Consider the following 20,423-nt stretch of genomic DNA (forward strand, 5'->3'; position numbering starts at 1 on the left):
TCTCAAAACTGCCTTTTTCTAAATCAACTCCTGCCAATTATCAATTTGACAGAAGTATTTAACTTTAATGATTAAAAATTAATAACCGCACTAACTGCAAAAGTTCTTCCCGGTGCGGTTTGAAGCTCGATAGGATTCGTCACTTTTACATTATTTTGTGGATTTTTATAATAACTACTAAACATCGGCCATTTAAAATAACGGCGGTCAAATATATTTAACACCGATCCCCGAATAGTAATATTTTTGCTAGGGTGCCAATTTAAATAGGCATCATAGACTGCATAACCGCTTGGCTTAAATATTTCATCTGATGAGGATTTATCCCTAGAAACGTGAGATACCGCTTTGGAAAAAGTGCCGACGACTTCAGTATCAAAATTAAAATCGGGAACATTCCATTTCAAACCGATATTACCTTGCAGAGGCATGGCTTCATTAAAATAAGTTCTTTTATCACCGGGGGAATCTTGTTTTTTTCCATATTGATATGAGCTTGAAGCATTCAAAGTCCAATTTGGCGCAAAATGCCACTCACCCGATGTTTCAATTCCCCATAGATTAACATTGGATAAATTTTTGTAGGTATAATCCTTCGGTCCAACCCGAATGAAATTCTTGATATAGTTGCTATAATCAGCTTTGAATAAGCCTACACTAAACCAACCTTCTGAAAAATCGCCTCTGATGCCGGTCTCATAAGATTTCACTTTTTCTGGTTTTAGTTTAGGGTTAGGAATCAGATTCATCGTTACCGAAGGCAATGAGGTATAAAGCTGTTGAGCCGTTGGCATTTTGAATCCTTCAGCATAACGGGCATAAACAGAGTATTGATCAGTGATGTTATATAATATGCCTAACTGCGGAATGAGGCGATGTGAACTCAAATCACGAGGTTCTTTGCCTTTAACCACCGCATAATGGCTATCCGTATTGGGTTTAATTTTATACGTTGCATATCGTAAACCCGGTTTAATTTTTAAATTTTCTGATATAAAGTGAAATTCATCTTGAAGATAAATATCTGCACGCTGCGTTTTAGCGTTAGCAAAATTAAATCCGCCACCTATGGTTTTTACGCCATTTTTTGTGCTCTCATTACGATAATTGCTACGGGTAATATCCCCTTGAAAACCATAAATTAAATCATGCGTTGTATTGAAAAAATCAACGTTTGAATTTAACTGAAGATCCAACTGCCAAAACTTTTCTTTATAATCATTCGTGGTATAAGTATAAATCGGTGTTTGTCTTCGATTTTTTTGTTGACGATGCGATTTTAAATAACGTTCTTGCGGCGAGTAAGAGAACATGGTCTTGATTTGATCGATAAAGCTTATTTCGGGAGTCCAACTATCATCAATCGCAAACCTTTTACGAGTTTGAATTTGTGTTCTTCGATAATCCTCGTTGAATGTTCCATTGGTTTGTAATCCATAATCATACATTTGTTTTACATACGAATTAGAACGGAAATTCTCAAATGCTAACTTTGTTTCTCGAGTATCATTATGATAAACCAATTTGGTTAACATATTTTCAGCTTTAGCATCCAACGGATTTAATTTATTACATTTAATAGCATCTGCGCCACGTGGACAGCCCCAAATACCGCCATTTGCTTTAGCTTTAGTTAACTTGGTTTCTTGGTAATCTCTTCGACTAAAACTGATCAATCCTTCTAAGTTAGGCATCAATTCAAGCGCTAACATACTCGTTTTGGTATTTTGTTTATTTAAACTATCATAACCGCCACTTACTCGAACAGCATAAGACTTACCTTTAAGTAAATCACTAGGATCTATGGTTTTAAACGCAACTACCCCACCAACAGCATCTGCCCCCCATAATACCGAGCCAGGTCCACGAATGACTTCAACAGCTTTTATATTTGCTAAATCAATAAAATTTCTATTGCCGTCTTGGATACTTTCAATCACTCTTGAACCGTCAACTTGCATTTGAATACGGTTACCCGCCATACCACGTATTCTAATACTGCCTAAATTACCAAAAGGGTCGGTCCCTGAAGTTTGCCGATTAACTGATATTCCCGGTAAATATCTAACTAAATCTTCCATTGTTGACATTTGATGATCATCTATATTCTTTCTAGAGATGACATCAACGGTTTCTGGAATAGCTAATTTGGCTCTTTTTTGTCTACTAGCCGTAACCGTCATAGTTTCCAATTCATCATCAGCAGCAAATACTGAGAAGGATATTGAAGCAGTCAAAACGGTTAAAAAGATTTTATTTATTTTCATTTTTCACCACAAAGTTATATTAATAAACTGCTCAAATTAATACCCAATATTTGATAATTATCATTTTTTACTAATTAATCTAACAAAAATAAAAAATATGATCAATGAGAATAATTATCATTTATGTTAGATAATGATTATCATTAGCTTTAATGCGAGAGGCTAAAATATTAAAATGAGCGATTAATATCAATGAGGTTGAATAGAGAAGCAAATCTAGACCAATAGTTATTAATATAAATATTAGTCATTAATAGCCTAAATCAGTAAATAACTATCTGTATTTTTTCTAACAAAACCAAAACTTCCATGTGTGAAGTGTGCGGAAACATGTCGAACAATTGGGCTTTAGTCATTTGATAATCGCTTAAAAGCTGCAAATCTTCTACCATAGATGCTAAGTTACAACTTGAATATAATATATATTTCGGTTTTATATTATCTAAGTATTGAATGAGTGATTTACCAGCCCCGCGTCTTGGAGGATTAAGTAAGACTAAATCAGGGATACCTTGTTCATTGTTTACATATTTAGTGGCATCTAACGATTTAAAATCGAGTTTATCATAACCAAGTTTTTCAGCGGATTTTGTTGCGCACTCAATGGCATCAGAACTAATTTCAATGCCAGTCAATTGGATCTTTTCATTATTAGAATGACCAATACAATGCAAACCAAAACCACCTACTCCACAAAATAGATCCCATATTGAGTTAACATTTAAGTTTGCCACCCAATCACTAGCCGTTTGATAGAGTTTTTCTGCAATGTAACTATTTGTTTGAAAGAAACTTTTAGATTTAATATATAAAGGTATCTGATTAAATTGGAACGCTAAAAAAGGGTTATCGGTTAAAATCAGTTCTTCTTCCCCCTCTAATATCGCTGCATGGTTAGGTTGGATGTTGATAGTAACAACTTCTAAGTTATTTATTTGCAAGTTGTGGTAACTATTTTTAATTTTTTCTACAAATTTATGTGATTTCAATACAAATCGCAGCATAAAATGGCTGTTATTATCAATAATGCTTTCTGTGATGATAACGAATTTTAACTCCCCTTTTCGCTTGTTGATATTATAGGGAACTAATCCTTGCTTACGAATATAAGTACGAACCAATTTTAGAATATTTTGCATGTTCGAGCTATAAAGCGGGCAATCGCACAAATCAATCGCATCATTACCGTTTTGAATGCCTAAAATTGGTTTTTCAACCGTACCCAGCACTGCCATTTTAGCTTTATTACGAAACCCTGATTCAGGACTCGCATACGGATCGTTAACTTGGTTAGGATTAAAATCAGCTAATTTCTCCAACAAATGACTTTGTTTCTCAGTTAATTGAGAATGATATGGTTGATTAATTTTATGACAAGACAAACATTTTTTTTCTTGATAATAGCTACATTGCATCATATTGAAACCTTTTTTTATAATGTTTTATTATATAATTAAACGGTTTCAAGCTGTATTAGTTTTCATTTTTTATACACAAAAACCCCGTTCCTCAACTTTTTTTTCGTAAAATTTAAACTTTTAATCAAGAGGAATTATCCACCGCTATGCTTTAAAGAAACAACGGTATATGATAGGATATTGCCATTAAAATTACAGGAACACGTTAATGTCTATTAAGTTAAAAACTCCCGCCGAAATTGAAAAAATGCGTATTGCAGGCAAATTAGCTGCTGAAGTTTTAGAGATGATCGAGCCGTATGTTAAACCAGGAATTAGTACTGGTGAACTCGATAAAATTTGTTATGAACATATTGTAAATGTACAAAAAGCTATTCCTGCCAATATTGGTTATCATGGATTCAAACATACAAGTTGTATATCCATTAACGACGTGGTGTGTCATGGTATTCCAAGTTTTGATAAAAAATTAAAAGATGGTGATATTCTTAATATAGATGTAACTGTGATCAAAGATGGTTATCATGGGGATACTTCAAAAATGTACATTGCAGGTAAACCCACTGTTGCAGGCGAAAAACTTTGCCAAGTTACTCAAGAGAGCTTATACGAAGCGATTGAAATCATAAAACCAGGAATTCGATTGAGAGAAATCGGTAAAGCTATTCAAAAATATGTTGATAAATTTGGATTCTCTTCAGTTCGTGAATATTGTGGTCATGGTATTGGTGAGGTATATCATGATGAACCTCAAGTATTACATTATGATGCTGATGATGGTGGCGTAATTTTAAAACCAGGTATGACTTTTACGATTGAACCGATGGTGAATACTGGCGATTGGCGTACACGCACAATGAAAGATGGTTGGACCGTTAAAACTAAAGACCATGGACTTTCAGCTCAATATGAGCACACTATTTTAGTAACCGATAACGGGGTTGAGGTTTTAACCCTTCGTAGTAACGAAAACTTTCCTCGTATTATCGAACATTAAATAAAAAAAGAGATTCAACAAAACTGTTGAATCTCTTCATTTCATCCTTCTAATCTATCAACTTTCTTTTGATATCTTTTAACTTTCCAAAGTTTCGATAGAAGCTCATAAAATTTTTTAGGAATTAATGCCAAGCTTTTACCATCGCCAGAATTCAATTAAGTATTTCTTAATATAGCAGCGTATAAAGCTTACGACGATAACTACTAGCTAAAGCGTTATTAGTACCCAATGCAGCTAACAGATCAAGTAATGTTTTCTTAACTTGACCATCTCCCGCATTTAGATCTTTTGTTAACGGTTTGAATAGTAGCTCTAAAGCCTCTTCGTGTCGCCCTACTTGCATCAATTGTGATGAAAGTTGGATCATTAATTCAATATTGTCAGGCTGTTTTGCCAATTCAGCTTGCAACTGCTGTAATTCTGGTGAATTTGCCGCTTGTTCAAGTAACTCAATCTCAGCTTGTAATCCATGAAAAGCGGAATCTTGGTCTTGTAGCGGAATTGTTACTAAAACTTCTTTAGCATCGTTAAGTTGCTTTTGTTCAATTTGCGCTTTAGCTAACATTAATGCGATATCTGATCTTGGTTTGCCTAAGTGATCAGTTAGCGTCGTCCATGCTTGTTTTAATAAAGGTAAAGCTTGGTCATATAACCCTTCATTAAATAATTTTTGAGCTTCAACAAGTTTTAATTCATCTTCATTAGGTAAGATTTTGGCTAAAAATGCTTTAATTTGATCTTCACTTTGTGGACCTTGAAAACCATCAACTGGCTGCCCATTTTGGAACATATAAACTGTTGGAATCGCTCTTAAACCAAATTGTGCTGCAAGCATTTGTTGCTCATCACAATTTACGCTGGCTAAAATAAATTGTCCTTGATGCTCTGTCGCTAATTTTGTTAGCGTGTTTGTCATCTCTTGATGATTTGGACTTCTTGGTGACCAAAAGTAGAATAACACGGGAGTATTTGTCGATTTTTCGACAATTTCTTGAATATTCTGTTCGTTAACATCAAAAATAAATTGATTTGACATAATTTATCCTATGAATAATTTAATTTATTACTTATTTTCTAAAATTTTATCCATTAATCTGTCGGGAAGCAAACGTTTAGCTATCGCTGCTAACTTCGTTACTTTAGTTACCCTGTAACGTATTTTTGGCTTATCGTGCTCCAATGCATGATAAAGATAGGGTAAAACAGCTTCGGGAGCTAAGGTAAAACGTCTAGCAATTGGTGGATTTTTTACAATATTCTCTTTTTCGGTTTGATTCACATTATTTGAAAAATAGGTTTTTAATGGGCCAGGTTCGATTAAACAAACCTTTATATTCGTTTTAGCTAATTCTAACCTTAATACATCAGACCATGCTTCTAAGGCGTATTTACTGGCCGAATAGGCACCTCTCCCTGGGGTTGCAACAATTCCAACAATAGAGCTTGTTTGAATGATTCTTCCTTCATTTTGATCTAGCATTGCCGGTAACAATAATTGAGTTAATTGATGTACACCAAAAAAGTTTGTTGAAAACTGTGATTCTAACTGCGATCGACTGATGGTGTTTAATCGACCATATACCCCAAATCCGGCATTATTAAATAAAGCATATAATTTTCCTTCACATAAAGTTAAAACTTCTTGTGCAGCTTGAGTAACAGAGTCAGGATCATCTAAATCTAAAAGAACGGTTTCAAAACCTTGCTCGACTAATTTTTTTTGGTCTTCAACTTTACGGCAAGAAGCAATAACACGATAACCTCGCTTTTTTAATGCTATTGCTGAAATCAAGCCAATACCGCTTGAGCAACCTGTTATAAAAATTGTACGCAAATTTTATCTCCGTTATGATTCATTTATTGTCAAGTTCACTTATGGCAATTATGATAGCACATTTAAAACAAATATACGGCTAATAAACACCTAGAGGTCCTTATGAAAATTGCTATTATCGCAGCAATGGAAGAAGAAGTTGCAATACTAAAAAGTCAAATTACTGATTATCAATTAGAACATCATTTAGGGTGTGATTTTCACATTGGCAAAATTGCTAATTGCGACATCGTATTATTACAATCAGGTATCGGTAAAGTAGCTGCGGCATCCGGAACTACCCTGCTTTTAAATAATTACCAAGTTGATGCGGTAATTAACACTGGCTCAGCTGGTGGGCTTTCAACTAAGCTCAGTATCGGTGATATTATTGTATCAAAAGATGTTTTTTATCATGATGTGGATCTAACTGCTTTTGGATATAAGCCGGGCCAAATGTCTGGTTGCCCTGTTTCGTTTCCTGCTGATGAAAACTATCGATCATTAGCCGAAGCTTGTATCAAAAAACATGGTGTCAATGCCGTGGCTGGTTCAATCGGTAGTGGAGACGCTTTTATTAATGGAAAAAGTAATCTAGAACGAATTAAGCAAACTTATCCTGACGCAATTGCCGTTGAAATGGAAGCTGCTGCGATCGGCCATGTTTGTTGGTTATTTAAAGTTCCTTTTGTAGTGGTTAGAGCGATTTCAGACAATGGGGATAATGAATCAGCAATTGATTTTCAATCCTTTTTAAAGTTAGCCGCAGCTCAATCATCTAAAATTGTTGAATCGATGCTAAGTGAACTTGCTTAAATAAAGTGGTGTCAATTTCATTTGACACCCTAGATATTGATCAATTTAATAAGCCATATTGTTCAAATAGTGGTTTTCTCCACCCAGATAATATTTCAGGCATACTTTCGTTTTTATCTATTTTCCATTTTATATATTGATTGATTAACCGTTTTGATATAATTAATTCACGGCTAAGTCCAGTCTGTGATGAAATATTTTCAGTGATTTGCTTTAATAAATCAGAAGTTTCTTTGTAATTTGGATAACTATTCATTCGTTTAATTGGTGGAATATTCGGTATAGGTTCCTGCAATATTTCCAAAATGGTTGGACCATATAGCCGAACTTCTTTCCCTTTCATTCCTAATTTATCAAGTTCAGCTAACGACGAAGGTTGGAAACGGGCAATCTTAAATAAAACAGCTTCATGTATAACAAAATTTAATGCAATATTTTCAGATTTGGCTAATTGGTATCGCCATAATGCTAACTTAGCCAATTGTCCTAAGCTGTCACCTTTTAATTGCCAGCTATTTCCGATATTTAGGTAAGCATCTTTAGGATCAAACGGCTTGCATTTACGGGCAATCGCACTTTGACATTCTTGATAAGCTGCATCTAAATAATGATTAGTTGTGAGTTTAGCTTTTAGAATTTCCATTAATTGGAAGAGATATAACACATCATTAATCGCATATTCACATTGTTTTTCAGTCAAAGGACGTTTTAACCAATCTGTTCGAGTTTCGCTTTTATCTAATTCAATGCCTAGGTATTTATTAACTAAACTAGCATAGCCACTGCTAACAGGATTATCTAGGAATGATGCCAAAATTTGGCTATCTATAATTGGAGTGGGTACACAGTTAAATGTAGAAAGAAACACATCAATATCCTCACTACAAGAGTGAAAATATTTTTCAATTGTAGGATTGGCTAAAATAGCTAAAAAATCCTGCCAATTGTTGATATTAACTGGATCAATTAATGCTGCATGTTTACCATCAAAAACCTGAATAAGTCCTAATTGAGGATAAAATGTTCGCGTGCGAACAAATTCCGTATCTAATGCGATTGCATTGCTGTTCGCAATTTTTAAACAATAACTAGATAATTCTTCATCAGTAGTAATATATTGATAACTCAAAATATGAATCCTATTTAAGAGGTCGATTTTTTTGCAAATGATACATCTATTACAACAATTTCAGAACGGGTCATTAATCGTATTGGCGGCCCGCCAAACCCATAACCACTACTCACGATACTGGTAAAATGATGATTAGTATCTTGATAAATTCCCTTAGCATTTTTATACATCATGGCAACTAAAATATTAACCGGGAAAATTTGCCCACCATGTGTATGTCCAGATAGCATCAAATCTACATTTTGTTCAGCGGCTTCATCAATATTTCTTGGTTGATGATCTAACAAGATTATAGGTTTCTCGGTATCAGTAAACAGGATTAAATCAGATAATGAAGCACGCTTAATATCATACCGAGATGAAGAAAAATCATCCCGCCCTATCAATGTTATACCAACTTCATCAAGATAGACTATGTCATCTTTTAAGACTTTCAAATTTGCTTTTTTGAAGGCATTAATAATATCATCTTCACGATTATTAGCGTCATTAATTCCTAAATATTCATGATTACCAAAAATAATATAGCTACCATATTTGGGTTTTAATTGTTGAAACTGCTTATCAAAGCCATCTTCTAAAAAAGGCTTTAAACTTTTATCCAGTGTATCCCCCGTTATCACAATAAAATCGGGTTCCAAAGCGTTTACCTTTTCGACCATTTCTTGAATCATTTTGGTAGACGTATGTTCATTGATATGAATATCTGAAAGTTGAACAATTCTTAAATGCTCAACATGAGCAGGTTTATTAATTTCAACTTTATAATGGACAATTTGAGGATTTATCGCCATTTCATGCCCAAAACAAAACAGCGCTGCAACAGCAATAATAAAGCTAACCTTAATCCATAGATTGGGTTTTAATCTTTTTTTACTAAACCAATAAGTGATATCAAAAATAGTAGCTATAAAAACGCTACAAATCATCAATCCAGAAATGGAGATTAAAGAAAGATGTATATATGAAGGTATAAAACCATCTAATAATCTAGCAAAAATTAATGATAATCCGGCAAAACAGACAGTGACCCAATAAATAATTCGAAAGTAACCTTTTAAATTCAAATTAAACCAAAACTGCCAACGTTTACCAAAATAGAATGTAACAAACACACTAATAACAATCGTTGCAAAAATGGCTATAAAATCAACAAATGTCATAATTATCCGAACAATCGAAAGCAAAAAATGGTATGATAACAGAATTAGATCCTATAGCACCAATAACTTTTATGAATAGCAAAAAAGATCAGTTATTTTCAACACCAATTGATAAATTAGGCGATTGGACTTTTGATGAAAAAGTTGCCGAAGTCTTTCCCGATATGGTGCAACGCTCTGTTCCTGGTTATTCGAATATAATCTCAATGATAGGCATGTTGGCTGAAAGATTTGTTCAACCCAATTCAATGATATATGATTTGGGATGCTCGCTAGGCGCTGCATCACTTGCAATTCGTCGGAATATCAAACAAGAAAATTGCCATATCATTGCCGTTGATAATTCATTACCAATGGTAGAACGATGTAAAAAACACCTTGATGCCTATAAATCAACTACACCTGTTGATGTTATATGTGAAGATATTTGCAATATTAATATGCAAAATGCTTCAATGGTTGTCCTAAATTTTACCTTGCAATTTCTAACGCCAGACAATCGTCAACGTGTTTTAAATAATATCTACCAAGCATTAATCCCTAATGGCATATTAGTGCTATCTGAAAAATTTAGTTTTAATGATAAGAGTGTTGATGAATTATTATTTAACATGCACCATGACTTCAAACGAGCGAATGGTTACAGTGAACTAGAGATTAGCCAAAAACGGAATATGCTTGAAAACGTTATGCTTACCGATACTATTGAAACCCATAAACAGCGTCTTGCTAAAGCAGGATTTAAACATGTCGATACCTGGTTTCAATGTTTTAATTTCGGTTCCATCATTGCTATAAAATAACATCAGATTTAACCCAATTACAAAGGAATAACGAATGATTGATTTTGGTGATTTTTACCAAATTATCGCAAAAAATAAGCTTAAAAATTGGCTTGAAGTATTACCAGCACAACTAGCTAATTGGCAAAAGCAAAATTTAGATAACCGTTTTAGCCAATGGTTAAATAGCATTAAACACTTGCCAGCAATTATCCCTTTTCAAATCGACTTCTTACACAGCGTAACGGCTAAAACTGAGCAACCGTTATCTTCAGGGGAACAGCAAAGAATCACCCAATTATTGAAAACCATGATGCCATGGCGTAAAGGCCCTTTTCATCTTTATGGTGTGGATATTGATACAGAATGGCGTTCTGATTGGAAATGGGAACGACTAATTAATCACATTGAAAATTTAGAGGGCAAAACAGTTCTCGATGTTGGTTGTAATAGTGGTTATCACTTGTGGCGAATGGTTGGCGCAGGAGCTAAACTTGCCGTTGGTATTGATCCAATGGCGCTTTATTTATGCCAATTTGAAGCAGTAAGAAAACTATTAGGTAATGATCAACGAGCTCACTTACTACCCTTAGGAATTGAGGAACTGCCAAAATTAAATGCATTTGATACGGTTTTTTCAATGGGCGTATTATATCATCGCCGTTCGCCACTTGATCATCTTTACCAATTGAAAGATCAATTAGTTGATGGTGGACAATTAGTGCTTGAAACCCTGGTTATTGAGGGAGTCGAACACCAAGCATTAATGCCAGGTGAACGTTATGCTCAAATGCGAAATGTCTATTTCATCCCATCTGTCCCCACCATGATAAATTGGCTACATAAATGTGGTTTTAAAGAGATAAAAATGGTTGATATATCGAAAACCAGTTTAGATGAACAGCGCAAAACAGACTGGATGGAATCTGACTCATTAGCTGAGTTTCTTGATCCGAACGATTTGAGCAAAACGATTGAAGGTTACCCTGCTCCAATACGAGCGGTATTTGTTGCCCGAAAATAGTGTATTGATCTTATCGAATCAATTAACATAAAAAACGGGCTTATGCCCGTTTTGTTCTTAATTCTATAGATGATATTAATTATTCTTTATAATCATTTGAACTGGGTAGTGATCTGAATACTTATCAGTAAAATCATCTTTGAGTACCTTAACATCAATCACGTTTTCTTTAAGTGGTGGTGAGACATAGATATAATCATAACGTAATGGTACTGATGCTTGATCATAAAAGACTTTAGTTGGTGCGGTTGAGATAAATTCTTTGTGTTTTATCTTTAATGCATCAATATAACCCGCATCAAGTAGATTTTGTTGAACGGTATAGCTTAATTGGCCATTTACCAGATTATCAAGAATTGGTCTTTTCTTCTGTTTTTCTTTTATATCTTCTAAAAGCGTGCTTTTATCATAATCAGGTTTATCTGCTGGAGAGAATGAATTCAAATCCCCCGCGATTATCCATTTTCCATTAGGATCACGACTGTATTTAATTGAATCTATAATCAAATTAATTTCATCGATACGCTTAGCCGTCCAAAACGGGTTCATATGGGTTATCACAAAATGATAATTACCAACATCTGCAAACAGCGCTCCATGCCATAAATTATCAACCACTTTATTCACATTTACGATAGGATATTTTGAGGTAATGGCAACTGGGAAAAATGCAGGATCATCTGGTGACTCTTTTAACAGAACAGCATATTTGTGACCATAACTGGCTGCAAATTTTTCAAGTTTTTCTCGAGTAAAGAAATTCATCTCTTGCCAGGCAATGATATCGGCATCTTGAGCTTTTGCCCAATCAATATATTTCTGCTTGCCTTCGCTCTCATCTAACTTCATCCCGTTATAAACATTATAACTGATGATTTTAAGTTGCTTAACATCATCAATTGATGCGTAAGCACTTGAAGCACTAAAAATAATACCACCAATTAATGCTGCAATTTTCAATCTAGTTTTACTCATAAGATATTCCTTTATTTTATTAACTCACTATAAATATTATATTGATTCGATTTTAATCAAAATTCTTTTTATGATTTATGTGATTTAGGTCAATATTATTATCTACAATTCGTGCGATTCGAATTTTATTCAAGGAAGGAGCATGATCTGTGAATATAAAGATTGGATAATTGCGATTTTGAAACTTCAAAAACCCCGCTCCTCAACTTTTTTTATAATATAAATACAATTCAATAAATTCAGAATAACGGTTATTGATAAAATAAAAGGCATAATAATATTATGCCTTTTATAATTATTGTAGTGATAAATTACACAATGACTAAAATTTATTTGATAATATAGATATTAGTATCTTGGGTAAAATTTAAAAATTTTTCAAATGGGCCATATGCTTGGTAATAAGTCATATTTGGATCTATTTCTTTAGGACAAAGTTCATCAGATTTTCTTAAAGAATTTATGCCTTCCTCTCCACCTAATTTTTTATACTTACTAGCAAAGTCATCACCATTTAAAGTGAAAAGTTGTTTCCAATTATCTAATGTGTCTGCTAAATATTTTTTACCAGCATCACATTCAATTCTACCCAAATTAATTTTAGGGAATACGTATTGCTCAATCTCAGCAAATTTTACTGGTTTATTAGGAAAACTTACTTCAAATCCTGTCTCTGGATCTTCATTGGATTCAAAAAATTCATTTTTTAATAAGGTGATATAATCTTTTTCACGATAGACTTTAATTCTAGGAAGTTGGATATCTTTTTTGGTTTTAAATTTTTTAGGAAGTTCATTAGGGGCTTCCTGGTTGATTGAATAGTCCCAAGTATTATCTTCCCTTTCGATAAAAACATCATTTATCACTTTAACAGGTAGTTCAACTTCTTCTTCTACACCATTTATAATAATGGAGACTTTTCGTAAAGATTTTTCATATAACTTATCATAATCTTCGTCACTGGTATTTTCAGTAGCGTAGATATAGGTATGAAACATATAGTTGCTTTGTGTAGGATTAATAAAACCATCATTAGGAAACCTAGCTGGTTTAACGATAAAATCGAGCGACTCATTGTTATAAGCTAAATTATGCTTACCATATTCAAAAGTATAGGTAGTGTTAGAGTTAGCCGGAATAGCGAGTTCTTTACCATCAATGGCTACTACAATTTCATTATCAGTGGGATTATCAATCATACGAACAACTGACTTAGGTTCATCGGAACAGCTACAAAGCATAACGCCACAGACAATTAAAATGGGTAATTGAATTTTTTTCATCACATTCATTTATATTCATAATTGGGGAGATAACAATTTTATCATGGTGAAAAATCAAAATAAATGAATTATTTATCTTTAAATTGCTTTACAAAATAGTTTTTGAACTAATCAAAGTTTGAAAGCAGTTATATAAAATATGAAAAATATCCTAATAGTAATTAGGATATCTTGGAAAGATTTACTGCTGTGGCCAAATAAAGCGACCTTTAGCGTCAGGATCTTCATTAATAAATTTTCTAAGCTGATCTGATTGATAAAGTTTTTTTACATCTTGCGCCCACTTGGTATTTAAGTTTTCTTTCTTAACTACGACCATTAATTCAAGATTCGGAGTTAACTTTTCTTGAACTAAAACATTATCTGCAGGAATATGACTTAACCATGCTATTCCCCCAGGCATTATGGCATAATCAACTTCATTAAGCGTTCTAGGAATAATTTCAGATAATATTGCTTTAAATTTTAAATTATATTTATTTTCGGCAATATCATTTAAATCTAACGTTCCTGCTTCACTTTCAGGTTTTAAGGTGATCCAATTCAAACTTTGTAATAATTGTAACGAACGGGCTTTATTTGATGGGTCATTCGGAATAAGAATTGTCTGTCCATCAGCAATTTCATTTATTGAATGTTGTTTTTGTGAAAAAAGCGCCGCGGATATTGAAGGAATATGAACTAAAGAAACAAGATCACTCTTAGTTTCTTTATTATATACATCTAAATAAGATTGATGTTGAGCGGCATTAAGATCGATACTTCCTTCAACTAAAGCGGTATTTGAATCCCTTAATGAACTGAAATTTACCATCTTAACTTTATAACCTTCTTGTTCTAAAGCGGGTTTTACGACTTTTTCCATCATTATATTATGCATACTTGGTGGCAAACCAACTACGATTTCTTTCTTCTCTTGTTGGTTGTTTTTAGCTGAATCTGACTTGTTGTCACACCCAATTAATGTAAATCCTAATAATATAAACAGGTAAATATATTTTTTCATTATCACTCCCTATTAAGATAAATTAGTCGAACATATTCTGATACGACTATTGAGTCATTATAGTCGGTGAATAACTATTGGGATAATACGAAAAAATTATATCTATATTCAAATTGGAAATATGTGAAATAAGATTAAAATATTGCTAAGAAAATAGGATATCAATAAATTAGTTAAACTAGTATCCTTAATATTATTAAGCTTTTGAGTTCAATGTCCTTATTATATTAAAAAAATAATGGTATCCTTAGGATTAGGGCCAGATTTTAAACATAAGGATCATAATGAAAAAAACTATCATTTGCTTTTTATCATTTTTGATAATTGGTTGTAACCCAAAGAGTGATAATGAGCAAGCTATTAATAACAATTACTTATTTTTTCAAGCTCCTGAACTTAAACCATTTTCCAAACCAATAAAAAAACAAATATTATCTGGTAGCATAAACCAAGAGTTTACTATAAATCAGCAAGGTTTTATTACCTCTGTTGTTTCACCCGAAATTAAACCTACTTTTAATCAATCATCAGATAAAGAATTTCCAGTCAAAATAGATATTGATTACCAAAAATCCTTAATGATTTTCTCGCAACAAGATCAATTTCTTTTAGAATTTTATATAAAATTTGATAATGACAAGAATATGACCGAAATTCATGAAGCAAAACTACCTATTGCTTGGTATGCTAATTATGATGAGCAAAAAAGATTGATTAAGCTTACAAAAAAAACTGATCCCAATCTTATTACCTTCGTATCAACATTTCTTTATGACCAAAATAATTTGAAAAAAATCATTGAAGAAACCACAATTAAAGAAAATGATGAAACAAAACTAATGTCAAAAAATGAAGTGGAATATTTTTATAATAATCATCATCAAATTGATAAAAAAAAGATTTATTTAGATGATTATATAACAAAAAATAACCAAAAATTAGAATGCCAATTTTATGATTTTAATCAATTTGGTGATTGGACGAAATATTATTGCTTAAAGCCTAATGAAAATTTCAGTTTCTTTGTTTTACGTGAAATTGAATATTAACCTTTAAGTAAATAAATAGGAGTATAATAATGAAAATCAAAATAATTCTTCTTATAAGTTTAGCGCTATTTGGATGTAAAGATAATCATACACCCAATATAGCCGTTGAAAATAGTTATTTAATTCATGCCGGTATAGATTTAGCCCCCTATTCCATTCCAATTAAAGAGCAGTCAATAAAAGGGGATAATCCTGTAACTTTAACGGCAAATACCGATGGACTTATTGAATCAATGACTTTAGATTATTATAAATTTGTTATTGATTATAAAAATGGGAAATATACTTATGAAACTGAGGATAAGAACCTGAATCTTGATATTAATTTTGATCAAGCAAAAAACACTCTTTCTTATCAGGATGCTAAAAAAAATAATAAATTATTGGTAGATTATGATTCTAAGGGACGAGTAATAAAAATTGAAGATTCAATTCATGACTTGGATTTAATTAGCCAAGTTGATTATGAAAACGATCTTGTTTCTAAAAGGGTTATAGAAATTGGTCAAAAATACAATGAAAATGACAGTTTTATCGTTGTTTTAAGAGAATATAAATATTTTTATAATGATAAAAAACAATTGAGTAAAAGAATTCAATACGACTACAAAATTGAATTAGGCAAAATTGTACTCGATGAAAACAATCAAAGAATAGCTGAGATGAAGGAAGAGTGTTCTTATGGTGATTATAATCAGCACGGCGATTGGACTAAAGAATATTGTTTAGGTCCAAATAAAGTGACGACGCATTTTTATTTACGAACTTTGGAATACTTTTGATTAAATTGATAAAAAAGTCATTTAAATATTATTTAAAATCAATTTATTATTTAACCCTCGATATTTCAAATATAATATCGAGGGTTAGTGAGCTCTAAAAAACAGTTAAAAAACAATATTTTTAGATTGCTCCCATAATAACATGGGGGATATAAAGTTCCTCAAGATAAGCAATATCATCTTTAGTTAATGAAACTTTTAACGCGCCGACTGCATCATCCAAATATTGCGTTTTGGTTGCACCAATGATAGGTGATGCAACGCCTTTAGCAAATTGCCATGCTAGCGCAACTTGCGTCATGGTTACACCATATTTTTGTGCGATATCATTTACTCTTACAACAATTTCTCTATCTATTTGTTGCGTACTATCATATTTGGCAATAGCGACTTTATCAGTTTTACTTCGCAACGTATCGGTTTTCCATTCTAATCGGGAAAGTCTACCAGCTGCTAATGGGCTATAAGGAGTTAATGAAACATGGAATTGCTTACAGATCGGAATTAACTCTCTTTCATCTTCCCGATATAATAAATTATAGTGATTTTGCATTGAAACAAATTGAGTCCAACCATTTTGCTTAGCTGCCAGCTGCATATTATAAAATTGATAACCATACATTGCCGATGCACCTAATGCTCGGACTTTACCTATCTCGACCAAATGATGTAATGCCGCCATGGTCTCTTCAATCGGTGTACTATAATCAAAACGATGAATTATGTATAAATCGACGTAATCGGTACCCAATCGTTTGAGCGATCCATCAATTTCTCTTTCAATAGCTGTTTTAGACAGGTGTCCTTCGTTAAAATAGACTTTAGTGGCCAAAACGACTTTATCTCTAGCGATATTTCGTTTCAATGCTCTTCCAACATATTCCTCGCTAGTTCCACTTGAATAAGTATTAGCTGTATCAATAAAATTAATACCTAGATCTAAAGCATGTTTAATGATGGCTTCACTTTGGTCGGGATTAAGTGTCCAGTCATGCATTTTACTGGCAGGATCACCAAAACTCATACATCCTAAGCAAAACCTGGAGACCTCAATATCAGAAGTACCTAATTTTATATAATCCATACAATAACTCCTCAGTATGTCAGAATCGTTTAAATAATTTAATAAATTGATAAAAAGTCAATTTTGATAATATTATTTTAGAGATAACTTTTATTGAGATAAACAGGGTATTCATTTATAGTATCATGAATTAAATTCATTAATTTTATATATTATGCATAACTATAATGAACTCAATTACTTTATTACTATCGCTGAAGCAAAAAGCTTTATTGGAGCAGCTAAATCTTTGGGAGTTTCCTCTTCCGCATTAAGCCATAGTATGAGGAATTTAGAAACTCGATTAAATCTCAGGCTATTTAATCGTACAACTCGAAGTCTTTCACTAACTGAAGCTGGTGAACAACTTTATAAACAACTAGCGCCTCTATTTAAACAGATAAATGAAGAAGTTAACGCACTTGGCGATTATTTAGATACGCCATCAGGTACAATTAGGATCAACGCATCAAATATTGCGATTGAAAACTTTATATATCCTAAATTAAGTCAATTTTCCTTACGCTATCCACAAATTAAGATTGAAATTGAATGTGACAATAATCTAGTCGATATCGTTAAAGATGGTTTTGATATGGGTTGTAGAATTGGGAATGACCTTGCTAAAGAAATGGTTGCTGTAAAAATATCAGATCCTTTGCGAATGGTCCTAGTTGCTAGTCCTGATTATCTAAAGCAGAGAAAAGAGCCTAAACAGATAAGTGATTTAGATCAACATCTTTTAATTGGCAAAAAAGTTTCAAGCCAACATGGAATGGAAACAATTTGGGAATTTACTAATAGCGGTAATATTATTCAATATCACCCCTCTACTCACTTCTCCATCAATAATCATTTAAGAAAACAGGCGATACTTGATGGCTTAGGTATTTGTTGGATTGGTTATCCTGATGTAAAAAATGAATTAGCAACTGGAAGACTTATAGAATTATTAAGCGACTATTCAATTACCTATGAGCCATTTTATATCTATTATCCAAGCCGTAAAGGCCATTCAAATGTTTTTAAACTTGTTTTAGATGCATTGAAATCTTAATTAGATTAATCTTTATATTTTAAAAAGGCAGTAATACTGCCTTTTTAATTTTCCAAAATGGCCTATCAATTTTTTAATAAACTATATTGATGATTAACTTCGTCAATTGCTTTGCGAAGATCTTCTTGAAACTGTGGGATAGTTTGTAATTTTGAGTACTCCACTGCCCCAACCATTCTACCGGCATTTACGTCGGTCTGCCAATGGGCCCCACAAATCATTCTGCTTTGACCAAATTCATAGCCTCGTTTGATTAACGCTTCAGCATGTGAAGGTGAAATTTGAGCTAGAACTAAAGCTAATGTCCAACCATAAGCGGTATGACCTGATGGAAATGAACCATTTTGACGTAATCGTTCTTCTTCATCAACAGGCTGGCAAGAGTGATTACCAAAATAGACAAAAGGACGTTTTCGCATATAAAACTCTTTAGCCGTTTTAGTGGCATTATCAGCAGAATCAACCAATAAATCACCAAACATTTTATATAAAGTGGGTGTTGTTTCGGGTGATATTGTAATACCTAAAGGTTCAGAAAAAATTTCAGCTACATTTGCCGTATGCAAATCAGCATCCTTTGTTGCTTGTTTCCAGCGATCAGTATCTTTAAGATTATAACCATGTAAATAGGCAATCTTATCTGCTTCAAATTCAGGCGTACCTTCTTGAGGATAAATAGGCAAGTATTCTTTACTACTAACGGCTTGATCGGCAGTATGATATGTAACCCCAACTTCATGACCAAGAAAGTCTTCGGTTGATCCTTTTTGAAAAGCTAATAATGATGAAGAAAATATTAAAGAACAGTAGAGTGTTGAAATGAAAATTGTCAATTTTCTAACATTTATTTTTTCTGCCATATTTTACTCCTATTACCAGATTAATGATTAAACAGGCTTACTTCGGAGAACTTGGAAAAATTTTGATGATAATAATAACTTTATTTAGTATTAATTTTTTAGGATTTGGGTGAGCAATTGAAATATGATCTATTATTGGTGCCAGTGGTCGGACTCGAACCGACACGCTTTTAAGGGCGGCGGATTTTGAATCCGCTGCGTCTACCAATTTCGCCACACTGGCATCTGAAGTGTAAATAAGTAAACGTTGGCAATTATACTAAGCTTTGTGATATCTGCAACAGATATTATTATAAACGCAGTTAGTTGCCTAAAATTTCTACTACCATTTACGTTTCCAAGCAGGTAATTTTTTTAAAATAGTATAAGCGGTCTCTTTTGCCACTAAATAATCAACATTATGGTTATTTGAATATTTAAGAGTAACTTCTTGCCATTTTTCATCAAAGGTTTTCATTGAACCATCTGAATGAGCGCAATGTTTACAGTAGTTTTTCGACAAATCATGTAAAGGATAATCAGCAATAGCTGTCATTGGCATACCACAAGCAATACACATTTTCATATTTTAAATTCCAATTAATTTGCAGGTAATTAAAATAAATCGACTTAACCTGAATAAAAATGCTACTCCGAGTTTAGATTGAATACAAGATATATAAGAATGGCTATTTTTTATTAGAAAGTGAAATCGATTTGTGCAGTATTTATTTGATTATTATTTTGTTGTTGTAATAATTGATAGCGGCGTCTTAATGCCCTTTGCTTACATAATCGCAAAATTTCTTGTTTTTGAACATCTGAAAATTTTAACCAATTGAATCTTTCCTCCCTGGAACGAAAGCATTTGATGCAATAACCTTGCTTATCTGTCTCACATACTCGTCTACATGGGCTTTGTATGTCAAAAAATTCAATTTGATCCAATCTATC

At 32.8% G+C, this 20,423-nt stretch carries 20 protein-coding genes and 1 tRNA gene; 7 read left to right on the forward strand and 14 right to left on the reverse strand.

The window, feature by feature from the left end:
• Window positions 1-71: 71 nt before the first annotated feature.
• Both A9G07_RS04130 and rlmC read right to left on the reverse strand, forming a co-directional pair.
• Complete coding sequence (locus A9G07_RS04130) at window positions 72-2,267, reverse strand: TonB-dependent hemoglobin/transferrin/lactoferrin family receptor (RefSeq protein ID WP_065734134.1); 2,196 nt, start codon at window positions 2,265-2,267, stop codon at window positions 72-74.
• A gap of 263 nt (window positions 2,268-2,530) precedes the next feature.
• Entirely contained in the window at window positions 2,531-3,685 is a 1,155-nt protein-coding gene (rlmC, locus tag A9G07_RS04135) for a 23S rRNA (uracil(747)-C(5))-methyltransferase RlmC (RefSeq protein ID WP_141677469.1), read from the reverse strand.
• A 208-nt stretch (window positions 3,686-3,893) separates the two neighbouring features.
• On the opposite strand from rlmC, the gene map reads away from it, so the two are divergent.
• Window positions 3,894-4,682 (forward strand): type I methionyl aminopeptidase, encoded by a 789-nt coding sequence (gene map / locus A9G07_RS04140; RefSeq protein WP_065734135.1) that lies wholly within the window; start codon window positions 3,894-3,896, stop codon window positions 4,680-4,682.
• A 169-nt stretch (window positions 4,683-4,851) separates the two neighbouring features.
• Here map and A9G07_RS04145 read toward each other — a convergent pair whose 3' ends face one another.
• Together A9G07_RS04145 and A9G07_RS04150 are read right to left on the reverse strand one after the other, a co-directional pair.
• Window positions 4,852-5,721, reverse strand: coding sequence for a co-chaperone YbbN (locus A9G07_RS04145; protein WP_065734136.1), 870 nt, complete (start codon window positions 5,719-5,721; stop codon window positions 4,852-4,854).
• Window positions 5,722-5,748: 27 nt separating this feature from the next.
• Complete coding sequence (locus A9G07_RS04150) at window positions 5,749-6,519, reverse strand: SDR family oxidoreductase (protein WP_065734137.1); 771 nt, start codon at window positions 6,517-6,519, stop codon at window positions 5,749-5,751.
• Between the two features lie 102 nt (window positions 6,520-6,621).
• Here A9G07_RS04150 and A9G07_RS04155 point away from each other — a divergent pair, with 102 nt between their 5' ends.
• The gene (locus A9G07_RS04155) at window positions 6,622-7,314 is read left to right on the forward strand and encodes a 5'-methylthioadenosine/adenosylhomocysteine nucleosidase (protein WP_065734138.1); all 693 of its coding nucleotides are present in this window, start codon (window positions 6,622-6,624) and stop codon (window positions 7,312-7,314) included.
• Window positions 7,315-7,354: 40 nt separating this feature from the next.
• On the opposite strand, the gene rnd is transcribed toward A9G07_RS04155, so the two are convergent.
• Together rnd and A9G07_RS04165 are read right to left on the reverse strand one after the other, a co-directional pair.
• A complete protein-coding gene (gene rnd / locus A9G07_RS04160) occupies window positions 7,355-8,443 on the reverse strand; it encodes a ribonuclease D (protein WP_065734139.1) in 1,089 nt (362 codons plus the stop codon).
• 14 nt (window positions 8,444-8,457) lie between these two features.
• On the reverse strand, window positions 8,458-9,609 hold the full coding sequence (locus A9G07_RS04165) for a metallophosphoesterase (protein WP_065734140.1): 1,152 nt from the start codon (window positions 9,607-9,609) through the stop codon (window positions 8,458-8,460).
• A 32-nt stretch (window positions 9,610-9,641) separates the two neighbouring features.
• On the opposite strand from A9G07_RS04165, the gene cmoA reads away from it, so the two are divergent.
• Window positions 9,642-10,412, forward strand: coding sequence for a carboxy-S-adenosyl-L-methionine synthase CmoA (gene cmoA / locus A9G07_RS04170; RefSeq protein WP_065734141.1), 771 nt, complete (start codon window positions 9,642-9,644; stop codon window positions 10,410-10,412).
• 34 nt (window positions 10,413-10,446) lie between these two features.
• The gene (gene cmoB / locus A9G07_RS04175; protein ID WP_065734142.1) at window positions 10,447-11,415 is read left to right on the forward strand and encodes a tRNA 5-methoxyuridine(34)/uridine 5-oxyacetic acid(34) synthase CmoB; all 969 of its coding nucleotides are present in this window, start codon (window positions 10,447-10,449) and stop codon (window positions 11,413-11,415) included.
• A gap of 75 nt (window positions 11,416-11,490) precedes the next feature.
• On the opposite strand, the gene A9G07_RS04180 is transcribed toward cmoB, so the two are convergent.
• From A9G07_RS04180 to A9G07_RS04190, 3 genes are all read right to left on the reverse strand, one after another.
• Window positions 11,491-12,390 carry an endonuclease/exonuclease/phosphatase family protein gene (locus tag A9G07_RS04180; RefSeq protein WP_081299517.1) on the reverse strand — a complete coding sequence of 300 codons (900 nt, stop codon included), beginning with the start codon at window positions 12,388-12,390 and terminating at the stop codon, window positions 11,491-11,493.
• A 329-nt stretch (window positions 12,391-12,719) separates the two neighbouring features.
• A complete protein-coding gene (locus A9G07_RS04185; RefSeq protein ID WP_065734143.1) occupies window positions 12,720-13,682 on the reverse strand; it encodes a hypothetical protein in 963 nt (320 codons plus the stop codon).
• Window positions 13,683-13,854: 172 nt separating this feature from the next.
• Window positions 13,855-14,679 (reverse strand): MetQ/NlpA family ABC transporter substrate-binding protein, encoded by an 825-nt coding sequence (locus tag A9G07_RS04190; RefSeq protein WP_065734144.1) that lies wholly within the window; start codon window positions 14,677-14,679, stop codon window positions 13,855-13,857.
• Between the two features lie 284 nt (window positions 14,680-14,963).
• Here A9G07_RS04190 and A9G07_RS04195 point away from each other — a divergent pair, with 284 nt between their 5' ends.
• Together A9G07_RS04195 and A9G07_RS04200 are read left to right on the forward strand one after the other, a co-directional pair.
• Window positions 14,964-15,728 carry a hypothetical protein gene (locus A9G07_RS04195; protein WP_065734145.1) on the forward strand — a complete coding sequence of 255 codons (765 nt, stop codon included), beginning with the start codon at window positions 14,964-14,966 and terminating at the stop codon, window positions 15,726-15,728.
• A 29-nt stretch (window positions 15,729-15,757) separates the two neighbouring features.
• Window positions 15,758-16,510 carry a hypothetical protein gene (locus A9G07_RS04200; RefSeq protein ID WP_065734146.1) on the forward strand — a complete coding sequence of 251 codons (753 nt, stop codon included), beginning with the start codon at window positions 15,758-15,760 and terminating at the stop codon, window positions 16,508-16,510.
• A gap of 121 nt (window positions 16,511-16,631) precedes the next feature.
• Here A9G07_RS04200 and A9G07_RS04205 read toward each other — a convergent pair whose 3' ends face one another.
• Entirely contained in the window at window positions 16,632-17,594 is a 963-nt protein-coding gene (locus A9G07_RS04205; protein WP_065734147.1) for an aldo/keto reductase, read from the reverse strand.
• A 154-nt stretch (window positions 17,595-17,748) separates the two neighbouring features.
• Here A9G07_RS04205 and A9G07_RS04210 point away from each other — a divergent pair, with 154 nt between their 5' ends.
• Window positions 17,749-18,630: a LysR family transcriptional regulator gene (locus A9G07_RS04210; protein ID WP_065734148.1), complete on the forward strand. Its 882-nt coding sequence runs from the start codon at window positions 17,749-17,751 to the stop codon at window positions 18,628-18,630.
• A gap of 65 nt (window positions 18,631-18,695) precedes the next feature.
• Here A9G07_RS04210 and A9G07_RS04215 read toward each other — a convergent pair whose 3' ends face one another.
• From A9G07_RS04215 to A9G07_RS12175, 4 genes are all read right to left on the reverse strand, one after another.
• Entirely contained in the window at window positions 18,696-19,490 is a 795-nt protein-coding gene (locus A9G07_RS04215) for an acid phosphatase (protein WP_081303342.1), read from the reverse strand.
• A gap of 136 nt (window positions 19,491-19,626) precedes the next feature.
• Window positions 19,627-19,713 (reverse strand) — tRNA-Leu (locus tag A9G07_RS04220).
• A 99-nt stretch (window positions 19,714-19,812) separates the two neighbouring features.
• A complete protein-coding gene (locus tag A9G07_RS04225) occupies window positions 19,813-20,055 on the reverse strand; it encodes a zinc ribbon domain-containing protein (protein ID WP_065563429.1) in 243 nt (80 codons plus the stop codon).
• A gap of 113 nt (window positions 20,056-20,168) precedes the next feature.
• Window positions 20,169-20,417, reverse strand: a complete 249-nt coding sequence (locus A9G07_RS12175) for a DUF1289 domain-containing protein (RefSeq protein ID WP_065563430.1) — start codon at window positions 20,415-20,417, stop codon at window positions 20,169-20,171.
• Between the last annotated feature and the right edge of the window lie 6 nt (window positions 20,418-20,423).

The sequence above is a fragment of the Gilliamella sp. wkB72 genome, assembly GCF_001693745.1.
Classification (GTDB): Bacteria; Pseudomonadota; Gammaproteobacteria; order Enterobacterales; family Orbaceae; genus Gilliamella; species Gilliamella apicola_E.